The 20427-nt window shown below is 45.7% G+C and carries 20 protein-coding genes; 12 read left to right on the top strand and 8 right to left on the bottom strand.

Annotated features, from left to right (window positions below):
* Position 1: 1 nt before the first annotated feature.
* Together JGK20_RS19360 and cobQ are read right to left on the bottom strand one after the other, a co-directional pair.
* The gene (locus JGK20_RS19360) at positions 2-238 is read right to left on the bottom strand and encodes a 2Fe-2S iron-sulfur cluster binding domain-containing protein (protein WP_293185560.1); all 237 of its coding nucleotides are present in this window, start codon (positions 236-238) and stop codon (positions 2-4) included.
* A 285-nt stretch (positions 239-523) separates the two neighbouring features.
* Entirely contained in the window at positions 524-1990 is a 1467-nt protein-coding gene (gene cobQ, locus JGK20_RS19355) for a cobyric acid synthase CobQ (protein WP_293185562.1), read from the bottom strand.
* Here cobQ and JGK20_RS19350 point away from each other — a divergent pair.
* Positions 1955-2185, top strand: a complete 231-nt coding sequence (locus tag JGK20_RS19350) for a hypothetical protein (protein ID WP_293185564.1) — start codon at positions 1955-1957, stop codon at positions 2183-2185. The two genes, cobQ and JGK20_RS19350, sit on opposite strands and share 36 nt — an antisense overlap.
* Before the next feature lie 191 nt (positions 2186-2376).
* Here JGK20_RS19350 and JGK20_RS19345 read toward each other — a convergent pair whose 3' ends face one another.
* Entirely contained in the window at positions 2377-3939 is a 1563-nt protein-coding gene (locus JGK20_RS19345) for a Ycf66 family protein (protein ID WP_293198460.1), read from the bottom strand.
* 399 nt (positions 3940-4338) lie between these two features.
* Here JGK20_RS19345 and JGK20_RS19340 point away from each other — a divergent pair, with 399 nt between their 5' ends.
* Together JGK20_RS19340 and JGK20_RS19335 are read left to right on the top strand one after the other, a co-directional pair.
* Positions 4339-4521 carry a hypothetical protein gene (locus tag JGK20_RS19340; protein ID WP_293185567.1) on the top strand — a complete coding sequence of 61 codons (183 nt, stop codon included), beginning with the start codon at positions 4339-4341 and terminating at the stop codon, positions 4519-4521.
* Between the two features lie 633 nt (positions 4522-5154).
* Entirely contained in the window at positions 5155-5592 is a 438-nt protein-coding gene (locus JGK20_RS19335; RefSeq protein ID WP_293185569.1) for a hypothetical protein, read from the top strand.
* A 384-nt stretch (positions 5593-5976) separates the two neighbouring features.
* Here the strand turns inward: JGK20_RS19335 and JGK20_RS19330 are convergent, their stop codons facing one another.
* The 3 genes from JGK20_RS19330 to JGK20_RS19320 form a co-directional block, all read right to left on the bottom strand.
* On the bottom strand, positions 5977-7521 hold the full coding sequence (locus JGK20_RS19330) for a sulfite exporter TauE/SafE family protein (RefSeq protein WP_293231791.1): 1545 nt from the start codon (positions 7519-7521) through the stop codon (positions 5977-5979).
* The gene (locus JGK20_RS19325) at positions 7511-8911 is read right to left on the bottom strand and encodes a hypothetical protein (RefSeq protein WP_293231789.1); all 1401 of its coding nucleotides are present in this window, start codon (positions 8909-8911) and stop codon (positions 7511-7513) included. The genes JGK20_RS19330 and JGK20_RS19325 overlap by 11 nt, the downstream gene beginning before the upstream one ends.
* 192 nt (positions 8912-9103) lie before the next feature.
* On the bottom strand, positions 9104-10327 hold the full coding sequence (locus tag JGK20_RS19320) for a DUF4331 family protein (RefSeq protein WP_293231787.1): 1224 nt from the start codon (positions 10325-10327) through the stop codon (positions 9104-9106).
* 375 nt (positions 10328-10702) lie between these two features.
* Between JGK20_RS19320 and JGK20_RS19315 the strand changes: the two genes are divergently transcribed.
* The 4 genes from JGK20_RS19315 to JGK20_RS19300 all read left to right on the top strand — a co-directional run bounded on the left by JGK20_RS19315 (position 10703) and on the right by JGK20_RS19300 (position 13683).
* Positions 10703-11269 (top strand): sigma-70 family RNA polymerase sigma factor, encoded by a 567-nt coding sequence (locus JGK20_RS19315; RefSeq protein ID WP_293219696.1) that lies wholly within the window; start codon positions 10703-10705, stop codon positions 11267-11269.
* Positions 11270-11416: 147 nt separating this feature from the next.
* A complete protein-coding gene (locus JGK20_RS19310; RefSeq protein WP_293231785.1) occupies positions 11417-11998 on the top strand; it encodes a cupin domain-containing protein in 582 nt (193 codons plus the stop codon).
* Positions 11999-12306: 308 nt separating this feature from the next.
* A complete protein-coding gene (locus tag JGK20_RS19305) occupies positions 12307-12777 on the top strand; it encodes a hypothetical protein (protein WP_293193216.1) in 471 nt (156 codons plus the stop codon).
* 108 nt (positions 12778-12885) lie between these two features.
* The gene (locus JGK20_RS19300) at positions 12886-13683 is read left to right on the top strand and encodes a hypothetical protein (RefSeq protein ID WP_293219700.1); all 798 of its coding nucleotides are present in this window, start codon (positions 12886-12888) and stop codon (positions 13681-13683) included.
* Between the two features lie 175 nt (positions 13684-13858).
* Here the strand turns inward: JGK20_RS19300 and JGK20_RS19295 are convergent, their stop codons facing one another.
* Together JGK20_RS19295 and JGK20_RS19290 are read right to left on the bottom strand one after the other, a co-directional pair.
* The gene (locus JGK20_RS19295) at positions 13859-14401 is read right to left on the bottom strand and encodes an acireductone dioxygenase (protein WP_293185582.1); all 543 of its coding nucleotides are present in this window, start codon (positions 14399-14401) and stop codon (positions 13859-13861) included.
* 238 nt (positions 14402-14639) lie between these two features.
* Positions 14640-15848: a NupC/NupG family nucleoside CNT transporter gene (locus tag JGK20_RS19290; RefSeq protein WP_293193218.1), complete on the bottom strand. Its 1209-nt coding sequence runs from the start codon at positions 15846-15848 to the stop codon at positions 14640-14642.
* 72 nt (positions 15849-15920) lie between these two features.
* Here JGK20_RS19290 and der point away from each other — a divergent pair, with 72 nt between their 5' ends.
* From der to JGK20_RS19265, 5 genes are all read left to right on the top strand, one after another.
* Positions 15921-17282 carry a ribosome biogenesis GTPase Der gene (gene der, locus JGK20_RS19285; protein WP_293185585.1) on the top strand — a complete coding sequence of 454 codons (1362 nt, stop codon included), beginning with the start codon at positions 15921-15923 and terminating at the stop codon, positions 17280-17282.
* 264 nt (positions 17283-17546) lie between these two features.
* On the top strand, positions 17547-18542 hold the full coding sequence (locus JGK20_RS19280; protein ID WP_293231783.1) for an energy-coupling factor transporter transmembrane protein EcfT: 996 nt from the start codon (positions 17547-17549) through the stop codon (positions 18540-18542).
* Positions 18543-18666: 124 nt separating this feature from the next.
* Positions 18667-19104, top strand: a complete 438-nt coding sequence (acpS, locus tag JGK20_RS19275; protein WP_293185589.1) for a holo-ACP synthase — start codon at positions 18667-18669, stop codon at positions 19102-19104.
* Positions 19105-19146: 42 nt separating this feature from the next.
* Positions 19147-19416 carry a transcriptional coactivator PipX gene (gene pipX / locus JGK20_RS19270; RefSeq protein ID WP_293185590.1) on the top strand — a complete coding sequence of 90 codons (270 nt, stop codon included), beginning with the start codon at positions 19147-19149 and terminating at the stop codon, positions 19414-19416.
* Positions 19417-19544: 128 nt separating this feature from the next.
* On the top strand, positions 19545-20210 hold the full coding sequence (locus JGK20_RS19265) for a YggS family pyridoxal phosphate-dependent enzyme (RefSeq protein WP_293185591.1): 666 nt from the start codon (positions 19545-19547) through the stop codon (positions 20208-20210).
* Positions 20211-20427: the final 217 nt, after the last annotated feature.

Genomic DNA, 20427 nt, shown 5'->3' with positions numbered 1-20427 from the left:
ATTACCAAGTCGGATCGACATACAGATTAATTGTAACTTGCTTTTTCCCCGAAGGTATGCCGGAAATACAAGCACAAATCGCCTCCCCGTCATCAATTTCTACTTCGCAAGCGTGACAAGAACCCATCATACAACCAGTAGGAATAGAAACCCCTGCACGTTTGGCTACATCTAGCAAAAGCTCTCCCGCTTCTGCTTCCACTGTCACATTATCTGGCAAAAAAACAATCTTTGTCATGCAATTTTTCCTTTTGATATAATACCATTTTTACCAAGTTTCGCTCCGAAAAAGTTTGAGGTTTATTGATACTAATTATCAAGCACAGGTGCGTCGCTGTGAGATTTTTGGTACTTAGTTAGGTTTTTTCATGGCGACGCACCCTACGACTTTTGATGGGAATTATCAAGCTTTTTTATGGATACGCACCCTACGACTTTCTGGTTAAAAAAAATGTCATTCAAATTATAACCTCCGCTCTAACAAACAACTGTCAACTGTCAACTGTCAATTGTCAACTGTCAACTAACCTAAAATATGCTTGATATCCAAATGCTTTTCCACTGTATCCGCTAGAGTTTCTAACAGAGTTTCTCGATGTTCTCGGTAATTCGGAATACCTGTGGGCAATGCGCGGAGTCCCCGCTGTTGGCGCAAGTAATTTAACCAAGCCCGCCGCCAAGCTCCATTATCAAATATGCCGTGCAGGTACGTCCCCCAAACTGATTGAGAAGCGTTGACAATGCCTAAACTAGGATCGTCAAATAACGGTTGAGTCAAATCTGACTCGATCATTTGGGTTCTTCCTTGATGAATTTCGTAACCGGAAACGGGTAAACCCGGTTGAGGATAGTTAGATGTTACGATCCGCTGGCGGGCAATTTTGTTTGGTGCGATCGCAGTTTTCAACGGCAGCAATCCCAATCCTTTGAACTCTCCCTTTTCTCCCTCAAGGCCTTCTCTATCGCTGATACTTTCTCCCAGCATCTGAAAGCCACCACAAACTCCCATGACTGTACCGCCAGCTACTAAGTAATTTTTAATCGCTTCTGCCATACCTGTTTGGCGCAGCACCTGCAAATCTGAAATTGTAGTTTTAGAGCCTGGTAAAATCACGGCGTCTGGATGGCCTAACGGGTCTTTGGGGCTGACATATTTGACTGTGACGGTAGTTTCCGACTCCAGGGGGTCAAAGTCGGTAAAATTGGAAATTCGGGGCAGGCGGATGACGGAAATATTCAAGTCGGTTTGAGAATTGGGAGAACGCCGATCGAGTAAATCGAGGGAATCTTCCGAGGGAAACACTTCGTCTATCCAAGGAATTACCCCAACTACGGGGATTCCAGTCCTTTCTTCCAGCCAAGTCAAGCCCGGATCTAAGATCGATTTTTGGCCTCGGAACTTATTAATAATGAATCCTTTAATTAAAGCGCGCTCGTCAGGATCGAGCAATTCCAAAGTACCGATGATGTGAGCAAATGCGCCACCGCGATCGATATCAACTACTAGCAAAGTCCGAGCATTCAGATGTTTTGCTACCCGCATATTAGTTAAATCGCGGTGTTTGAGATTGATTTCTGCTGGACTTCCTGCTCCTTCGCACACAATCATGTCAAATTCTTGCTTGAGAAATTCTAAAGATTCCCGAATAGCTTGCCAGCCGATATCAAAATACTGTTCATAATATTGAGATGCTCGCACATTTGCGATCGCCCGGCCCTTGACAATCAATTGAGAAGTCATATCTCCTTGCGGCTTGAGCAAAATCGGATTCATTTCTACCCAAGGTGCGATGCCCGCAGCCCAAGCTTGCACTGCTTGAGCGTAGCCAATCTCTCCGCCGGCGGCTGTGACATAGGAATTCAGTGCCATATTTTGACCTTTAAACGGAGTTACCCGCCAGCCTCGCCGAGAAAAGATTCGACACAATGCTGCAACCAGTAAAGATTTTCCTGCGTGAGATGTTGTTCCCACGACCATAATTGCTTTCATAATATTAAAGAAGGAAGAAGGAAGAAGGAAGAAGGAAGAAGGAAGAAGAAAGAAGGCAGAGGGAAGAAGGAAGAAGAAAGAAGGAAGAGGGAAGAGGGAAGAAGGAAGAGGGAAGAGGGAAGAAGAATATATAATAAAGAAGGAAGAAGGAAGAAGGAAGAATGTAGAAGAAAGAAGGCAGAAAGAAGAATGTAAAAATCATGATTTATGGGATTACAAAATTTGACCAAATAAATGGTTTTTTTATTGGCTCTAGGGGTGACAACGAATTGGTTTTGAGGGAAAACCACATTTGTCGCCACCCGCACCTAAGTCCTAAAAGGAAGACGGAAGAAGGTAGAAGACAGAATTAAAAAAATTCTGGTTTCTACCTTTTGCTTTTTGCCTCAAGATGACGGCCGATCTTCGCCGGATACATTCTCAGAATTGGATTCAGTGGCCCTTTTGGCAGGTGCGGCTAAATCGGGTTGTGATCCGTCAGAAGAGGGTTTTTCTTCTGTGGATTCGATCGAGATTGTTGATACTGAAACCGTTTCTACCTGAACGCTCAACCCTGCTTCTCCCGGTACTTCTATCTCTACAGGCGGTGCTGAAACGATTTCCACCACAGTCATTTCTAGAGATACAGCAAGGGTTTCTGCTTCCGTTACGCCTGCTGCTGCTTTGGGTTCACCAACCGCATCCGCAGGTGTTTCTTGAGCCAACGGATCTGTTTGGCTTTGTGCCGGCGATCCGTCGTCTAAAATCGAACTTTCCCCTATTTTGGCAGAATTCGCCGCGGTTTCTGTTGCTATCAACTCGGCCATTGCTTCAACATCGGTGGGAAACGGCACTGCTTGGCTGGTTTCCGCAGCAGTGTTGCTGGTTTCGGCTGCCACTTCGGCGGCAGCCTCGGCTAATTCTGATTCGAGAATCTGGTCGATATCCGATGCAGGAATTGTCGTTACCTTAGATTCAGGAGATTCAGGTGCGATCGACTCCTCTGCTACTTTCGGCGTTGTCACCGGAGTATTTGCATCAGGCTTGTTTTTAGCTGCACCCCGTCCCAACATACCGCCGAGACTATTTTTGAGATTGCCAAACAGACTTCCGAAACCGCCTGATTTTTTAGCTGTTTTGGCAGGAGTTGGGTTTGCCTTTGGGGCTGCGGTTGCTGTCGCCGTTGGGGCTGCCGAAGTAGCATCAGACTGGGACTCTTTAGCTCTCGCCCTCCACATCTGGTCAAAATCGTCAAAATCGTCATCATCTTCAGTCTGCTTTTTGGCTTCTGGCTGAGCCTCTGCTGGCTCTACCGTTGGTGTGGCCGCAATTTCTGAAAATTCTAGAGGTGGGGGCAAAGGAGTGAAGTTGCTGGCTAATTCTGCTGGGGCTGGTGAAGTCTCAGGAAGAGCGTTTTCAACCGAAAACACGGGTATTTGTGTAATTGCGGGTGCGCTCTTGTCGGGAGTTTTTAAGTCAGGGCCGATCGCACTTTCGGGAATAATCTCAGCGATTGGCCCAGTCGCCGGTTGTGCTTCTACCTTAGCCTGGCCCTGATTCGCAGGTGCTGGAACAGCATCAGCTTTCGGTTTGGGCGATCGAACAAACTTCGGTTTTTTGGCTGCGGGTTCAGGTTTCTTACCAAACAAACCGGATAAAGGCCCGCCCATCGCCCCGGCCAAATTCGCCGCCTGAGGAATCGGCGTTTGCTGAGCGATCGGCGTCACCTGCCGGCGCAAAGTCAGAGTTTCCCACGCAAACCAGCCTAGCAGAGCCACACCCGCCATTTGACCAAGCAGGAGAGCACCCGTAATTCGCCCCGCACAAGTCCATAAAATTAACGCATAAAAAAGTCCTACCCCGCTCCAGGTAAAATCACTTTTCCGGTGAACCTCTGGAAAAAAGAAGGCCGCCATGTAAATACTAAAGCTGCCCAGACCGACCGCCAACGCCAGAATGTATGCAAGCATCTTGTCGGTACCTCCGCTGTGTCAAATAACTTCTACGCGCTAATTCTACCTTTGTGAGACACTCAACGGCTTCTTTCTCAAGGACAATTCCCGATTTGGAAGGAAGTTCGGCAAAGAATTTTGTACCGGATGTAACGGATTTAAAGGATTTAACGGTAGAAGTCAGAGGAAAGAAGCAAAAAGGAAGAAAGAAGAAGTCCCAGGAAATATTCCCTCTCACCCCCTCTCCCTCTCTCCCTCTCTCCCCTTCTCCCCCTCTCTCCCCTTCTCCCCTCTCCTCGATCGTGATATCTATCACTTAAGTATGTTGGTACGATCGCACCTGCCGTAGACGATGTTTTGTATGTTGTAGGTGTAAAAGAAGTTATGCCTTAGGGCATATGTATTGGAGACAATGCCATGTGTGAAAAACTCTTTTTAGCAGCGAGCTTAACCTTATTAGTTCAAATCTTTGCCGGAGTCGGCACTTCCGCGAAATTACCGGTAAATTTTGTATGGCGATCGAGCGATCGTCCGACACAAATCCAGAAACTGCCCCTGGTTACAGTACCTGCGAGCTTCAAGTCAAACGTCGAATCCTAACGATCCGTGCCAGATAATACGTGCAAGTGGGATTTATCGCAAGGCAGAGCCTGTCTAATGTTTTTTTTCAAGCTGTTATCTTTTCTATTTGACCAAGATTTTCACAGGTGGTACCCGCCACGTGATTTATCCGTGGAATCAATCCCAAATCGAAAATCGAAAATCCTCTCTTCCCCCGAATTTATCCGTGGGGTAAATCTAAAATCTAAAATCTAAAATCTAAAATCGATTGACTCTTCACAACTGATCGCTTTGTAGTAAGAACTTCAGTCCTCATTAAGACCGGTTAACAATAACGGAAGTGCTTGCTACAAACCCTAAATGAATAATGAGTAGCAACTCCGATATTAATTGCCATACAATACTCAACAAATCTCAACATCAATTTGTGCAGTAAAAAGCTTCAAACCCAAAAAAATCTGTAATCCCGAGTAAAGCATCAAAATAGATCTACGATCGATCGCGCTTGGGTTAATTTTTTTTGCGATCGCACAACCAGAAAGCAATTGCACTATCTGTGTTGTACAGAGTTTTGCTTCCGGGACTATCAGATCTGAAGCGTATTGATATATAATCGCCAGATGAAGCTCAAAGCTGATAACCACATAGACTGTTAAATCAAGGAAAGTGAAAATGGGACTTAGCGATATTCTTTTGAATGAAAACAAGAGAGACACTATTGTTGATGACTGTGTAAAGTTGATAGACAAACAAGTTGCAGCAGCACCGGGATTGGGCGGCCTTGCTCTGAAAGCTGCCTACTCTACCGTTAAGGGGATACGGGCTGACTATTGCGCCCAAGTCGTCGATCAACTTTTGCCCGAAATCTCGATCGCACTCGATCCAATGTGGGCTGAAGCCGTAAACAATGGCAACCCAGTCGCATATCTGACTGAAAGAAAAGCTCAAGTAGCAGATCAATTGCTCCAAATCAGTGACAAAAAAGCCGAAAACAGCACCAGAGCAGTTGTCAAAGGCGCCTATGGCAAACTCCGCCCCTCCGCTAAGACTTACGTCGAAAACGGCATCCCAGATTTAGCCGAAATTATTAATAAACATACCGCGAGCTAATGTTGAATAGGTGGGGATTTCCCGCCAATTGAATACATCTACTCGTTACCAGCAATTCCTGGTAAAACAGCCGTAGGGTGCGTCGCTTGAGAAAAATCCATAAAAAAATATCGACAATCTCATAGCGACGCACCAAACAAACATGATCAGACAAAAACACTTATTTTGTAGCATTACTTTGAAAAACTGGTACAGCGGTTCTCAGAAAGATGAGGTACGTTGTTGGGCTTCAGCCCTCTTAGTTGATAGTTTAGTGGTTATATAAGCTGTCAATCATACCTCATTTTTTGAGAAAGGCTATATTACTTTATTAGATGCCTCAGTACAGAGATTTTCGATTCACAAAATCATCAAAACTGACGCACCATAGCATCTTAAATTGTATTATCCATTGCCAATTACCCATTGATTCGCAGCCAATATTTTCAGAATAGCCTCTCCGGTAATGCCCAAGCCCAAAAACATTACCAACACCGCGCTAATTGCGGGCATAAATTTGACTGCTGCAATCTGTTTGGGTAGTTTATTAAAATGTTGTTTGGCGTAAACTAAGACTAAGCCGATCGCACTCAGCACCAAAGCCAATCCCAAACTAAAGGCCACCACCAGCGTCATCCCCAAACCAACATTTCCCAAAGCCGACGCGCTCAACAGCATCACCAATGCGGAAGGACAAGGCAACAATCCCCCGGAAATGCCCAACACTAACAAGCTTTTCCAAGTAATCGGAGAACCGTCCGATCCGGGTGGCAAATGTGAATGAAGACGGCCGTCTCCATGATGGTGGTAGTGCTGAGATATAGGTGGTTTGACAGGTTTAAATTCTCTTTCCCAAGTTCCCCTACTCAAAAGATTTACTGGTTCCTCAAGGTTCGTAGTAAGGACTTTAGTCCTTGGGTTTTTGTGGACTAAAGTCCTCACTACGAACCTGGTTTTTTCGATGAGGTGATTTAAGTCGATCTTGGTGCGGACTAAAGTCCTCAGTACGAACCTAGTTTTGATTCTTTCTGAAAGTAATTTGATGCCGATGATTGCTACTAATAAGCCTGAGATTAAACTGAGCCAAGGATCGAGTTTTTCTGGCTCGATTAAGTTAGAAGCAAATAATGTAATTGCGCCGACAGAAAACACGCCAGCAGTGTGAGTAATTGTGGTTGTTGCTGCTAAAAATACAGCGTGTACTGGAGTAGCCCGCGAACCCACTAAATAAGCGCCGACTATTGTTTTCCCATGTCCGGGGGACATCGCGTGCACGCATCCCCAAGTAAATGCTCCGACTACTGCTAGCACCAAACTCCAACCTGACTCCCAGATTGATTCTTTTCCAGCTAACAAAAATTCTCGGTTTTGTGGCGTAAATACAATGCTTTTGACAGCACCAGCTTCGACAATTGTAGCTTGACAGCTAGCTGTCGGAACTCCGGGCAAAAACAAATTGTATTTAATCCGCAATTTGTTGTTTTTTGAAGTTACGTTAGATTCTGGCCAGGTGTAGTTTAAGATTAAGGTGCTATGGGTATTGGGCTGCTGGATTAAGCTGGCAGTTTTAGCTGCTATTTCTAGGGGTTTGACTGTAACCGATCCGGGAATTTTGCTACTGTTGGTGATGCTAATTTTTTGACCCAAAAACTTTTCTAGTTCTGTTTGATGATTTCTAACTTCTGCCAGTTGTAACTGTCCGTCTCCATTGTCGTCGGCGAATTTTGTTAAGCCTGTGGGAAAGGTTAATGTTATTTCGGTTTGTAAATCGTTTACGATGATTTCGGCTACTGATAAGTCTGACCAGTGCGAGTAAACTGGTTGGGTTGAGTTTGTACAAAATAGTAAGATTGTGAGCGAAAAAAGAATTAAATATTTTCGCGTTCTTTGCCAGTTTTTGTGCATGGTTGGTTCCGATTTTATGTGTTTGTGGCTAATTTCAAAATTCATAACTTCCCAAACCCAATGCTTGACGAGATCGACTATCAAAACTCGGATCGATTTCCTTTGCCTGTTGAAAATAAGCGCGAGATTCCGCATCTTTTCCTAAAGTCTTAGCGATCGCACCAGCCCGATAAAATATCCCTGCATCCCGAATTCCCGATCGCACAATGTCGGCCATCACCCGATCGGCTTTTTGCCATTCCCCAGCACTAGAAAGCGCCCAGGCGTAGATATCCAGCGTTACAGCATCCTTGCGAATTTTCACCTCATCCTGCATTAACAGCAGCGCTTCAGCGACATCCTGCGATCGCCCTTTTTCCAGCAACAAACTCGCCAAATCGCGCCGGTGCCCGAAACCGCCAGAAACCTGTTCCTGTCGCAGCCCAGCTTCTGCTTTGTCGCGCAATTTCGCCGAGGATCTCGCATCTCCCTGCAACTCCTTCACCCTCGCCATACCGCGATCCACCAGGCGATCGAACACCGTCGCAGCCCCGCCAGAATAGGCAGAAACCTTGCTGTAATTAGCCTCTGCTTCCCGATAATTTCCCTGGCGCGTCTCCAAATCCCCCAAATAAATCAGCGCTAGCGGGTATCGCGGAACCAACCGCAACGCTTCCAAAAATAGCGCTTTCGCCTGCACAAACTGCCCGCGACGGGCGTAAAATCGACCCAAGAGCGATCGAACTCGCGCCGATCCAGCAATCTCTCCCGGTTCCTCCGCAGCCATTGCTTGCCGGTAATCCTGCAAAACCTCCGCATCTCGCCCCTGCGACTCTCTCACTAATGCTCTTAATGTGAGAGAGCCTAAGTTAGGAATACGATTAACTAAGGCTTCCGCGGCTATACTTGCATCACTGATTTTTCCGGTGGCTAAGTGAGATGTGATGGAAAGGGCGATCGCATCTTCATTGTCAAAACCCACCTGTTTAGCAAAGCGCAAAGCAGTAGCAAAATCGTGTCTGGCCTCGGCAATTCGAGCTAAAACTAGCAGCGCGCCTTTGTTGTCAAAAGGCAAAAGGGCGATCGATCTTTCGGCCGCTTGTTCGGCCAATAAAAACCAACCACCCTCCCCAGTTACGCGAGCCATTTTCAAATAAGCACTCGCCAAAGCAGCCCGATTCAAACCGCTTTTTGAATCAACAGCCAATCGCTGCTGGTAAAAAGTAATTTCCTGCTGAATAGCTTCCTTTTGATTCGGATTATTCCTCAAAGTTGCTGAGAAATTATAGCGGTAATTAGCATCCAGATTTGCCGGACTTTTGTTAGCAAGTTTTTCTGAGACATCACGCAGATTAGGTAGCAAATTAACTGCGACAATGCCCACTATCGGCAGTCCGATGAGAAGCAACCACCAGAAAAGCTCAGATTTAGGTTTTTGTGATTTATTCGCTGTCATATTGTAGGGTGCGTCATTGTTCGATTTAGCACGAAAAACTACGATTTTATTTGATGACGCACCTGACGAATTGTGCGACTTGCGTCCAAATATCGGCTCGCGCTTGAGCCAAGGTACGTAGTTGCGCTTCAGCGCTCTTGATAAATATTAGGAAAGAGCGCTGAAGCGCAACTACATACCTATGACTATTAACTAATTCGGCAAAGCCAAATAAGGAAAATTCGGTTCTAACGGTTTGTGTCCCTGAGCCGGATTTCCAGGAGTTCCGTTATAAGAAACGTTATCGCCAACCGGAGAACCCACCAAAGCTCCCAAAGTAATATCAATAACATCGTCCAAAAGCAAACGACCTCCGATCAAACTTCCTTGAGAATTTGTCGCACTACCGTAGCCACTCGGCCTTGTAGTATCGATTCGCATAACATCCGGTAAGAAAGCTTTGGCGATCGCATTTGCATCAACATTATCCTTACCGTCCAAAAGATCCACAGCATTGAGAGTAGCAACAGCTTCCTGGCGCACCGGAGCAGCAGCAGCACTCAAATCCAATCTCGGAGAAATAGTATTAAATGCCTCCATCAACTGGGGAGTAAGTACCAAACCCTCATTAATTGCAGGTCTCGCCAAACGCTCGAATTGTTTGAAACCACCAACTCCATCCCTCACAGAAACAGTTGACCAAACATCAAATGTATTCGCCCCAGTTCCTGCTTGTAAAAATGCTTTTGGAACGCGCACCGTAATGGTATTGACGTTATAACCTTTAGCAAAGTCGAGGGCTTTACTCGGTTCCTTGAATCCAACTTTCGGCCCAGTTCCCAAAGCCCCAGCCCGGACTCGGAAATATTGTTCCACATCAAAGAAAAACGGATCTTCCCGCAAACCTGCAAATACAGTTAAGTTAGAACCACCCACAGGTACTGTATTCAAAACAGCATTAGAATTCAGCGGAGTTGTGGCAATGAAACCGCCCTTAACTGTAGTTTTAGTCGTTGTCTGTGAGCCGCCGCGAACCACAGTCACAGCCATCGCTTGCATACCTTGATTGTTAGGCGGACTGAAGGCAAAACGCAAGATAATATCGGCGCGTCCGGTTGGGGTAGAATTTACATCACCTACCTGCGTGATGTGAAATTGGTAAAGAGCTGTAGTGCTAAAATAATATTGATAGCGGGCTACAGATCGAGGATTTGTATTCATAGTAAATACTAAATCTCCGTCCGCAGCGCCGGAGTTTTGATCTTTTTCGCGATAGACGTATAAGTCGGTTAAATTGACAGCACGACCTTTGATATCGACTTCGCCGTCGTCATGGTCGGAAGCGGCAATTATCCCGGGAGTTAATACAACAATTAAAGCTGCTTCAATCGCTAATATGATTCGGCGAATTTTCTTGGTGAGTTTCACAGTTAGCACCTATCTTTTACTGAGAGTTTTACAAAAATTAATGGCAAATAACCCACCTTCGCAGGTTTTACTTTTGTCGCAACAGGTTCAACTTGTTAACCTGTCGGGTTTTTCGGAGGTTGCTGAGCCTTCTCGTAATTGGTATACGAAGGTTTTGCTATTTTGGATCTGTACAGCAAGATTAGGTATGAAAAACTATGCAGAGGTGATAAACTGCAATATAAATCGGGCAAATGACAATTCAAAGCATGAGAAAATTAGCCCGCAAAGGCATACTTACGATTGCATCCCCAATTCACTTACAATTATGTTCTATAGTGATATACGCCGAATATTTAATTTTGGATCTGTGCACTCAAAACAAAATTTTTTAGGTACACTGAGATGACAGGGGAAAAGTCAAGCGATGAATCGCTGCTGTTAGTGCAGATTGCCCAGAAAGACCAAGTAGCATTAGCTAAACTGTACGATCGCTACGGTCGTGCAAGTTTCGGTCTCGCTTACAAAATTCTGGGTTCGGTAGAAGAAGCTGAGGAAGTTGTGCTCGATGTTTTTTCCCAAATTTGGCAAAAAGCAGCAACTTACGATCCTAGTCGCTCTCGTGCGGATACTTGGTTGTTTATGCTTACCCGCAGTCGTTCCCTCGATCGCCTCCGAGTGTTGCAGCGAACAGTCCGCACGGCAGACGCTTGTCTGGAAGATGCTAAAATTCCGTCTTCGCGTATTGCAGAACCGATGGAAGATGCAATGATCGAAGAACGCAGCGCCCAAGTCATAGCAGCCCTAGAAAAACTGCCAGCAGAACAGCGAATTGCGATCGAACTAGCCTATTACGAAGGATTGACTTGTGTGGCAATCGCCTCTAAACTCGGTATCCCGACAGGTACTGTTAAAACTAGAATTCGGTTGGGAATTTCTAAGTTGCGCCAAACTTTGAGCGAAGAGTTTTAGATTGTCAAAAAAAACAAAATTTAAATTGTTTAATATCAATCTAAACCTATGGCATCTCCAATCTTCCATCTTTAGTGCAATGGCAAAAACAAATCTAAAATCTAAAATCTAAAATCTAAAATTGATAATGCCGGAGAACAGATGGAAATGATGCCAGACGAGGAGTTTAATATGCTTGCAGCGCTTCAAGCTCTCGATACCCTTGATGAGTCAGAACGCCGTGTACTTGCCGAGAAATTGCAAGCATCCCCAGAACTTCAAAGTGAATTAGCGGCCTTTGAAACAGCAATTTCTGCGATCGCCTATACAGCCCCTGCCGTTCCTGTCGCGCCCGATCTCAAAAACCGTTTGTTCCAGCGCATAGCGGAATTGCCAATTGTGGCGTCGCCCACAGAGAACAATCCGCCATCTTTAATTGTGCGATCGCGCGATGTCAAATGGAGACCTTACTCAGTTCCGGGAATCTCGATCGGCAAGCTTTATCTTGACAAAAAAAAGCGCGAAATTACTTGTTTGATGAGGCTGGAACCGGGAGTAACTTTTCCCCTGCACCGACACGCGGATTCGGAGGAAGTATTTGTATTAGAAGGAGACTTAACTGTAGAAGGGGAAGTTTGCTATCAAGGCGATTATATTCGATCGGTTCCCGGTTCCATTCATTCACCAGTTACAGAAGGGGGATGTTTGCTGTTAATCAAATCTTCTACAAATAACGAAAGGCTCGTTTGAATCCATACCTAAATCTATTCTGGGACGGGCATCTTAATAGGAAAAATTGGATTAATATCAAATCCGATTTGATCGTCCTGCATTCATCTCTATCTTATCTCTCTGTGCTCTCTGCGATCTCTGCGGTTAAATAATTCCGATACAACCGGAAACGATATAAAGCCGGAACTCCAGGACAAATTAAAAGAAGACGATTAATTAGTCCAATCCTCGGACTTCCTGGTAGAGGTCACTGTCAACTAAGAGGGCGGGCACTCTTGGCACCGCCCCTACAAACTGTCAACTGTCAACTATCAAAGGATAATGCCATGCTAAATTACTGGCGTTTAACTGCTGTGATATCCGCCGTTATTGTACAATTTGTCGCGGTCAAAAGTGCGATCGCCCAAGAACGCGAAGGCTGTTTTCTGGTAAACTCAGCGGGAGAAGTAATTAACTTAAACCAGTTGTGCGCGCCCCAAGAATCGGGAATAAAGCTAACAGGAGACGACGGGAAATTTATCGAAGACTACAAACGCTTAGCAAAAAGCTATTCTCCAGACGCCACAAACGCTTTACTGCAAGGAATTCAAAGTAGCCCCAGTCAAAAAATTGCTGCCGCTAAAAGGATCTGTGTCCAAGCGAAAGCGGGACTTTCTCTGCCGGAAGTTAAATTAAGGGCGATCGGACAAGCTGGTAGTATCGAAAATCCCACGGCTAAAGAAAGTTTTCTTGCCGATGCCGATATTATCACAACTCTTGCAGGCAATCATTATTGTCCAGAATTAGCCAGCAAGTAAGATTGTAAAATATTTAGAGACGCGGCAATCCCGCGTCTCTATTTGCAGTTAAAATATGATTAATATTCCTCTTGTCGCGCCACGACTCAGGAAATTACCCCGCATGAGATGAAACATTTAAAATCAAGTTCCGCTGATTTGCGGGATTTATTCAAAGACAGTATCACCGTTAAATACCTGGCGGAACCGCTAAAATCTGTGCCGGCGGGCGAAGATGCTGCTAAATTGCGATCGTGGATGGAGGCGCGCGATTTTGATGTGCTCGGGATCGAAGAAAACGGTACGGTTTGCGGCTATGTGGAAAAAGCGCACTTAATGACAGGTAAGTGCAGCGACTACCAGCAAATCTTCCATCCGTCACAGTTAATCGCCGCCTCGACTCCATTGATGGAATTGTTACCGCTGTTGCGAGAAAAACCGAGATTGTTTGTCTTGGAAAGCAACCGCATCAACGGGATTGTCACCTGCGGCGATTTGCAAAAAGCGCCGGTACGGATGCTGCTGTTTGGATTGGTGACGCTGCTGGAAATGAATTTATTGCGGATTGTGCGGATCTATTTTCCCCAAGATTCGTGGCAGAAGTTGCTGAAGGGCGATCGCATTGTAGCAGCAAAACACCTGTGGGAATTGGGGCGATCGCGAAATGAGGCCATAGACTTGATCGATTACCTGCAATTCTGCGACAAGCGAGATTTAATCCTGACGAATGCCGAAATAGTCGATCGGCTGGGGCTCAAATCCAAACGTTACGGGGAGCGTTTTTTAAAGTCAGCAGAAGCATTGAGAAACAAATTAGCACACGCCCAAGACTTAATCAACGGTTCTTCGTGGCCGGAAGTAATTCTTCTCGCCCAGGAAATAGAAGCACTTTTGCAGCGGTGTGAAGAAATTGAAATTTCTCTATGAAAGAGCGCTGAAGCGCAACAACAAAGGTACGTAGTTGCGCTTCAGCGCTCTTTGCTTATATCTATGAAAAAGCGCTGAAGCGCAACAACATACAAAGGTACGTAGTTGCGCTTCAGCGCTCTTTGCTTATATCTATGAAAAAGCGCTGAAGCGCAACAACATACAAAGGTTCGATCTAGTTGGTAATTTTCAACTTCCTATTAGTATACTGAGGAACCCACCCTTGAGCAGTGGTGTAATACTGCACAGCTTTCAAGTACAGCAACGGAGTAAGATAAAACCAATGTTCTGTATTAGGAGGCACTTTAATATATTCTTCAGCTTGCAACATTAATTGTACCTGAGAGCCGTTAGGATAGACAAACCCAAAAACACATTCCCCAGCTAAAACATGCAGAACTTCGGCATCTGCGTGAGTGTGAGTGCGATCGCTTTGAGTCATCAGCGGGTAAATCTGTGGCGAACCCGGATGCAGCACTTTTAAGTCGCACCACTGACAGCCGCTGGCGCGCTTGAAGTATTCAAACTCGGTTTTAAATGCTGCGAGAATGTGCTGTTTTTCTGTGACATTGAGAATGTCTTGCAGTAGAATTTTTTTAACCGCAGGATTTTCCTGATTTGGCAGGCGATCGAGCTCAATATTTAAAACAGCCAGTTGGCTGGCGATCGCCTCGATATCGGTATATGTCCTACCGTTTTCTAGTTGCAGAACAGCCATATTACATCACCTATTAATTTCGCTTAGAAGAGAATTTAGTTGCCAGTTTCTATATACTGTTGTTACAGACTAAATTCCTGCTTGTTTTCCATAATAGCCGATCGCTAAAGTTAGATGTTTTTCGTTATATTTTATTAAACATTTACCATACTTTAATTGTCAAATTTTAACTTTTATTTAATAACCTTGAGAGTAGAGAGTTGGGTGCTTGTGGCGCACCTTACAAAACTCAAAACTTTTAAACGAGCATTCCCGCAATACAAGCAGTCATGAAACAAGCCACAGAACCAGCAATCATCGCCCTCACGCCCAACCGAGCCAAATCACCCTTGCGCGATGGCGCCATCCCACCAATCCCCCCAATTTGAATCCCGATGGAACCAATATTAGAAAAGCCGCACAAAGCATAAGTCGCAATAATTACCGATCGTTCCGAAATCGCCTGTTGCTTCACCAATTCCATCAAATCCAAATAAGCAATAAACTCATTTAAAATCGTCTTCTTCCCCAAAATAACTCCTATTTTTCCACAATCCGCCCAAGGCACGCCCATCAGCCAAGCCACGGGAGCCATCAAATAAGAAAAAATCCATTCCAGCGACAACTGAGGCAAACTAATCAGCCCGCCAAACCAACCCAAAAGTGCATTAAAAAATGCTAACAAACCCAAAAAAGCTATCAGCATTGCCGCCACATTTGCGGCTAACTTCAAACCGTCGCTAGCACCAGAAGCCGCCGCATCCACGGCATTAGCATAAACCTGTTCCACCTTAATTTCTACCTCGCCAGCAGTCAGGGACTTTTCAGTTTCTGGGTACAGCAATTTAGAAATAGCCAAAGCAGCCGGTGCCGACATCACCGACGCAGCAATTAAATGTTGAGGAGACACACCAAAAGAAATATAAGCCGCCATGACTCCGCCAGCAATTGTCGCAAAACCCCCCGTCATCACAGCGTGCAGTTCCGAGAGAGTCATCGTCGCTACATAGGGTTTAATTAATAGTGGCGCTTCTGTTTGTCCGACAAAAATATTGGCAGCACAGGAAAGAGTTTCTGCACCGGAAGTTTTCATGGTTTTAATCATGCACCAAGCAACTGCCTGCACCACCCGCTGCAAAATCCCGTAGTGATAAAGTAGGGTGATAAACGAAGAGAAAAAGATAATAGTGGGCAGCACTTTAAAAGCGATATAGTGGTCGGTAAATTTATCACCAAATACAAACTTTGCCCCAGCATCAGAAAAATTCAGAAATTGAGTGACTAAATCTCCCAAAAATTTAAATGCCGCCAAACCCGGAGCAGTTTTGAGAATCAAAATTGCAAAAATTAGCTGCAAAGCAATTCCCCACAGTACGGGCGGCCACTTAACAGCCCGTCGATCGACTGAAAAGGCGTAGCACAAACCGACAAAAACCCCTAACCCCAACACAGAAATAAGTCTTTCCATTTCAGTCACATTCCCTTATACTTAAAGATTAAAGCTCAAAATTACGGCGCAGCCTAAATTGCTGCTACTTTTATGCCTCTACCTATAGTTGCTATTATTGGACGCCCCAATGTAGGCAAATCGACGATCGTCAACCGTTTAGCCAACAGCCAAGACGCGATCGTCCACGACGAACCGGGAATTACGCGCGATCGCACGTACAGACCAGCATACTGGGGCGATCGCGAATATCAAGTCGTAGACACCGGCGGGCTAGTATTCGATGACGAGACCGAATTTCTGCCATTAATCCGCGAACAAGCAATGGCGGCGCTTGCAGAAGCCAGTGCGGCCATTTTTGTAGTAGACGGAAAAACCGGACTCACCGGCGGCGACGAATCCATCGCCTCTTGGCTGCGAGTGCAAAAAGTCCCCGTCATTCTCGCCGTCAACAAGTGCGAATCGGAAAATACCGGACTCACCCAAGCAGCAGACTTTTGGACATTGGGACTGGGAGAACCTTACCCCATTTCCGGGATTCACGGTAACGGTACCGGTGAATTGCTAGACCAATTAATGACTTACCTTCCCACAGAAGTAGAGCCAGAAGTAGATGAAATCAAAGTAGCAATTATCGGTCGTCCCAACGTCGGCAAATCGAGTTTGCTAAACGCATTTCTCGGAGAAAACCGCGCCATCGTCAGCCCAATTTCTGGCACAACCCGCGACGCAATTGACACCATAGTAGAACGCAACGGTCAAACCTACCGCCTGATCGACACAGCCGGAATTCGTAAAAAGAAAAACGTCGAATACGGCGCCGAATTTTTCGGAATCAACCGCGCTTTCAAAGCCATCCGCCGGGCAGATGTCATACTGCTAGTAATAGATGCAATTGACGGTGTTACCGACCAAGATCAAAAATTAGCCGATCGCATCAGCCAAGAAGGTCGAGCCTGCATCATCGTCATCAACAAATGGGATGCCATAGAAAAGGACAACGACACCATCTACGAGTACGAAAAAACAGCAAGAACTAAACTGTATTTCCTCGACTGGGCAGAAATGATCTTTGTCAGCGCCATGAGCGGACAGCGAGTTGAAAAAGTGATTGAATTAGTAGACAAAGCCTCCGACGAACACAAGCGCCGCGTTGCTACCGCCGTCATCAACGAAGTCATAGAAGAAGCCACAACCTGGCACTCAGCGCCAGTTACCCGCCAAGGAAAACAAGGCAAAATCTATTACGGTACTCAAGTGCGATCGCAACCACCGACAATCGCCCTATTCGTCAACGATCCCAAACGCTTCACCGAAAACTACCGCCGCTACATGGAAAGCCAATTCCGCAAACACCTCGGCTTTACAGGTACACCAATGCGGCTGCTGTGGAGAGGCAAAAAAGTTCGCGCCAGCGAAGTTAGCACAACCAACAGAGCACTGCGCGTAAAGTAATTCTAGACTCTAGATTAAAGAAAAAACGCAGTTTAATGATATAAGCAAATTGCGTTTTTTTCTTTTGTCTTCCTTCTTTCTCTTCCTTCGCGTCCTTAGCGTCTTCGCGGTTCAATAAATTAGACCTCTTGTATAAGTCCTTTCTTGATACAGAAACCGCAGATATAAGGCAGATATACACAGACAAACGCAGATAATTTCCAGATAATTTTGGAATAAATGCAATAAGTCTATTGATATTATTAAAAATCTAAAATCTACAACATGGATTTACTTCGATCGCTTCCTATTGGACTGTATCTAGAACAACCCGTAACCTGGCTGCACCGGCTAGACTCCCGCGTCAAACTAGCCTGGTTGATGACATTTCTAATTGCGCCCATACTCGCCAATCCAGTTTGGCGGTTGATGCTAGTAGTAATGTTAATCGTACTGACACTAAGCGCAGCCATTCCCTTCCGTGTCTGGAAACAGCAAATGGGACTGCTGCTGCTATTCTGCCTTTTAGTATTTTGCCTCAGCGCGATCGCCCCCGACGCACTTCCATCAGAACATCAGCCCCGCATTCCCGCCGACGAATTAACCTTTTCCCAACAACCCGCAACCCTTCCACCCGCTCAAGATCCCAAACCCTGGTACAAACCTTTTAACTTAGGCTCAAACTCTCCAACCCAAAATCCTCAAGTTCAAACCCAAAATAAACTCCCCCAACCCACAAACTACAGTTACGTTTTATTCAAACAAGGCCCCGTTAAAATCACCCGCAAATCCTTAGATTTAGCTATCAACGTCAGCACCCTATTTTTCACAGTAATTTATAGCACCAACCTCTACCTCCTCACCACAGCCAGCGAAGAAATTACCGCAGCAATCGAAAACTTAATGCAGCCGTTGCGCCTCTTGCGCTGGCCTGTCACCGAAATAGCCCTAACATTAACGTTATCTTTGCGCTTCATTCCCCTAGTATTGGAAGAAATACAAAATTTAGTGCGATCGGTCAGCACTAGAGCGATAAACTGGAAAAAACTTGGATTTCGCCGCGCCGCTCAAGTTTGGTTGATGATCGCCGAGAGGCTGTTAGAAAACTTGCTGTTGCGAGCCGAACAAATAGCTAGCGCGATGAAAGTTCGCGGCTTCACCAGTCCCGATCGACACCGCGTAGAATGGCATCAGTTGCACTTCAAAATCCGAGACTGGATCGCCCTCGGCTGCTTGCTCGCCCTCTGGAGTGCCCGCTTGGCTTGGGGTTGGGACAGTTGAGAATTGGGAATTGGGAATTGGGAATTGGGAATTGGGAATTGGGAATTGGGAATTGGGAATTGGGAATCAATGATTCCACAGTGCTGCTAAAGTAATGGATGCAAATATTTAGAGATCCAAGACCTTGAACATCTATCTTGGGACAGATATAGTATATGTTCCGCGCATTCAAGCTGTATTAGACCGGTTTGGCGATCGCTTCCTGGAAAAAGTTTACACCCCGGCCGAACAAAGAGACTGCGGACAACTAAATTCTCAAGACAGCAGCATTAAAGGTAAAATGAACCGAGTTTCCTGCAACCAACTAGCGGGGCGATGGGCAGCAAAGGAAGCTGTTGTCAAAGCTCTAGGCACGGGATGGCGGGGAATACGGTATGCTGATGTCGAAATTCAGCGCTCCGAAAACGGTGCTCCTAACGTGCAACTGCACGGAACCGCCGCAGCACAAGCCTCTGTTTGGGGAAATTGTCAGTGGCAGTTGAGCCTCAGTCACGATGGAGACTATAGCATGGCTACCGCGATCGCCCTTTGCACCCCGCGATCGAGCGAAACTCAAATCTAAAATCTAAATCTTTAATCTAATATCGATCGATTGTGAGAGTGAATGACTACCGAAACCTACCTGAATCATCCAAACTTTGGCCTCCTCTTCAGGGTATCCCAGGTTGAAGACAGCCAAGAATTATTTACCACCCTATACGCCCAGCGCCTATTTTTCTTAGTAACCAACGGCCCTGGCGGCCTCAGATTCGATCCTATCAGTCGCTCCGACGCTCGCCTCATGGTCGAAATTCGCCTGCGAACCCTCCGTCGCAGCGGTCAATATCAGGAGTACGACCAATTGCAGGTCATTCACCAGCGCACCTTTCAATAGCCAAAATCGGTAATTGGTAATCGGTAATTGGTAATCGGTAATCGGTAATCGGTAATTGGTAATTGGTAACTTGGTAATTGATATCTGTCTTAATTGTCCTGCCCTACTGTCAAGAGCGTTGAGTACCCATGACCATTGCCTCTCGAATTAACAGCATTCGCCAACACTTGCCAGAATCAGTGCGGTTAATTGCCGTTACCAAACAGGTACCGACTGATGCTATCCGCCAAGCCTACGACGCGGGCATCCGAGATTTTGGCGAGAGCAAGGTTCAAGAGACTGCCGAAAAACAAAGCCAACTGCAAGATTTGCCGGATATCAACTGGCACTTGATCGGCCACTTGCAAGCCAACAAAGCAGCAAAGGCCCTAGAGCATTTCCAGTGGATTCACTCTATCGACAACTTAAAACTGGCTCAGAGGCTTTCGCGCATAGCTGGCGAAATGTCCTGCTCCCCGCAAGTCTGCCTGCAAGTGAAAATATTGCCAGATCCCGACAAATACGGGTGGAGCGTCCCCGAACTGCTTGCCGACCTCTGTGAACTCAATAAATGTCAGCATATCAAAATTCAAGGTTTGATGACAATACCTCCGGTGGGATTAGATGACTCGCAAATCCTAGAATTGTTTAACAGCACCCGCGAACTTGCTGACAAAATCCAGCAGCAAAATTTGCCAAACATTCAAATGCAGCAGCTCTCCATGGGGATGTCGGGAGATTATCATTTGGCAATTCAAGCAGGTGCTACTATGGTACGGCTAGGACAAACCTTATTTGGCTCTAGGAGGGGATAAATTGTTCAAATCTTCTGATAAGCACAACTTAGGTTAAATATAGAGGTTAACTTACAGGGCGAAATAGTTACCTAAACTTAATCAAAGCTTACTGGAAAAGATAAGTCTAGAATTGATATATAGCGGTTCTCAGAAAGATGAGGTACGTTGTTGGGCTTGGGCCCTCTTGGTTTCAGTGGTTATATAACCTGTCAGTCATACCTCACCTTTTTGAGAA

Source organism: Microcoleus sp. PH2017_05_CCC_O_A (genome assembly GCF_020738785.1).
GTDB lineage: Bacteria > Cyanobacteriota > Cyanobacteriia > Cyanobacteriales > Microcoleaceae > Microcoleus.
Note: the sequence above shows the minus strand (reverse complement) of the source record. Positions and strands in the feature narration are given on the sequence as shown.

What these genes read in the sequence shown, in the direction of transcription:
- JGK20_RS19360 (WP_293185560.1), bottom strand. Translation starts at nt 238, where the DNA reads ATGACAAAGATTGTTTTTTTGCCAGATAATGTGACAGTGGAAGCAGAA.
- cobQ (WP_293185562.1), bottom strand. Translation starts at nt 1,990, where the DNA reads ATGAAAGCAATTATGGTCGTGGGAACAACATCTCACGCAGGAAAATCT.
- JGK20_RS19345 (WP_293198460.1), bottom strand. Translation starts at nt 3,939, where the DNA reads ATGCTTGCATACATTCTGGCGTTGGCGGTCGGTCTGGGCAGCTTTAGT.
- JGK20_RS19340 (WP_293185567.1), top strand. Translation starts at nt 4,339, where the DNA reads ATGTGTGAAAAACTCTTTTTAGCAGCGAGCTTAACCTTATTAGTTCAA.
- JGK20_RS19335 (WP_293185569.1), top strand. Translation starts at nt 5,155, where the DNA reads ATGGGACTTAGCGATATTCTTTTGAATGAAAACAAGAGAGACACTATT.
- JGK20_RS19330 (WP_293231791.1), bottom strand. Translation starts at nt 7,521, where the DNA reads ATGAATTTTGAAATTAGCCACAAACACATAAAATCGGAACCAACCATG.
- JGK20_RS19325 (WP_293231789.1), bottom strand. Translation starts at nt 8,911, where the DNA reads ATGACAGCGAATAAATCACAAAAACCTAAATCTGAGCTTTTCTGGTGG.
- JGK20_RS19315 (WP_293219696.1), top strand. Translation starts at nt 10,703, where the DNA reads ATGACAGGGGAAAAGTCAAGCGATGAATCGCTGCTGTTAGTGCAGATT.
- JGK20_RS19310 (WP_293231785.1), top strand. Translation starts at nt 11,417, where the DNA reads ATGATGCCAGACGAGGAGTTTAATATGCTTGCAGCGCTTCAAGCTCTC.
- JGK20_RS19305 (WP_293193216.1), top strand. Translation starts at nt 12,307, where the DNA reads ATGCTAAATTACTGGCGTTTAACTGCTGTGATATCCGCCGTTATTGTA.
- JGK20_RS19300 (WP_293219700.1), top strand. Translation starts at nt 12,886, where the DNA reads ATGAAACATTTAAAATCAAGTTCCGCTGATTTGCGGGATTTATTCAAA.
- JGK20_RS19295 (WP_293185582.1), bottom strand. Translation starts at nt 14,401, where the DNA reads ATGGCTGTTCTGCAACTAGAAAACGGTAGGACATATACCGATATCGAG.
- JGK20_RS19290 (WP_293193218.1), bottom strand. Translation starts at nt 15,848, where the DNA reads ATGGAAAGACTTATTTCTGTGTTGGGGTTAGGGGTTTTTGTCGGTTTG.
- der (WP_293185585.1), top strand. Translation starts at nt 15,921, where the DNA reads ATGCCTCTACCTATAGTTGCTATTATTGGACGCCCCAATGTAGGCAAA.
- JGK20_RS19280 (WP_293231783.1), top strand. Translation starts at nt 17,547, where the DNA reads ATGGATTTACTTCGATCGCTTCCTATTGGACTGTATCTAGAACAACCC.
- pipX (WP_293185590.1), top strand. Translation starts at nt 19,147, where the DNA reads ATGACTACCGAAACCTACCTGAATCATCCAAACTTTGGCCTCCTCTTC.
- JGK20_RS19265 (WP_293185591.1), top strand. Translation starts at nt 19,545, where the DNA reads ATGACCATTGCCTCTCGAATTAACAGCATTCGCCAACACTTGCCAGAA.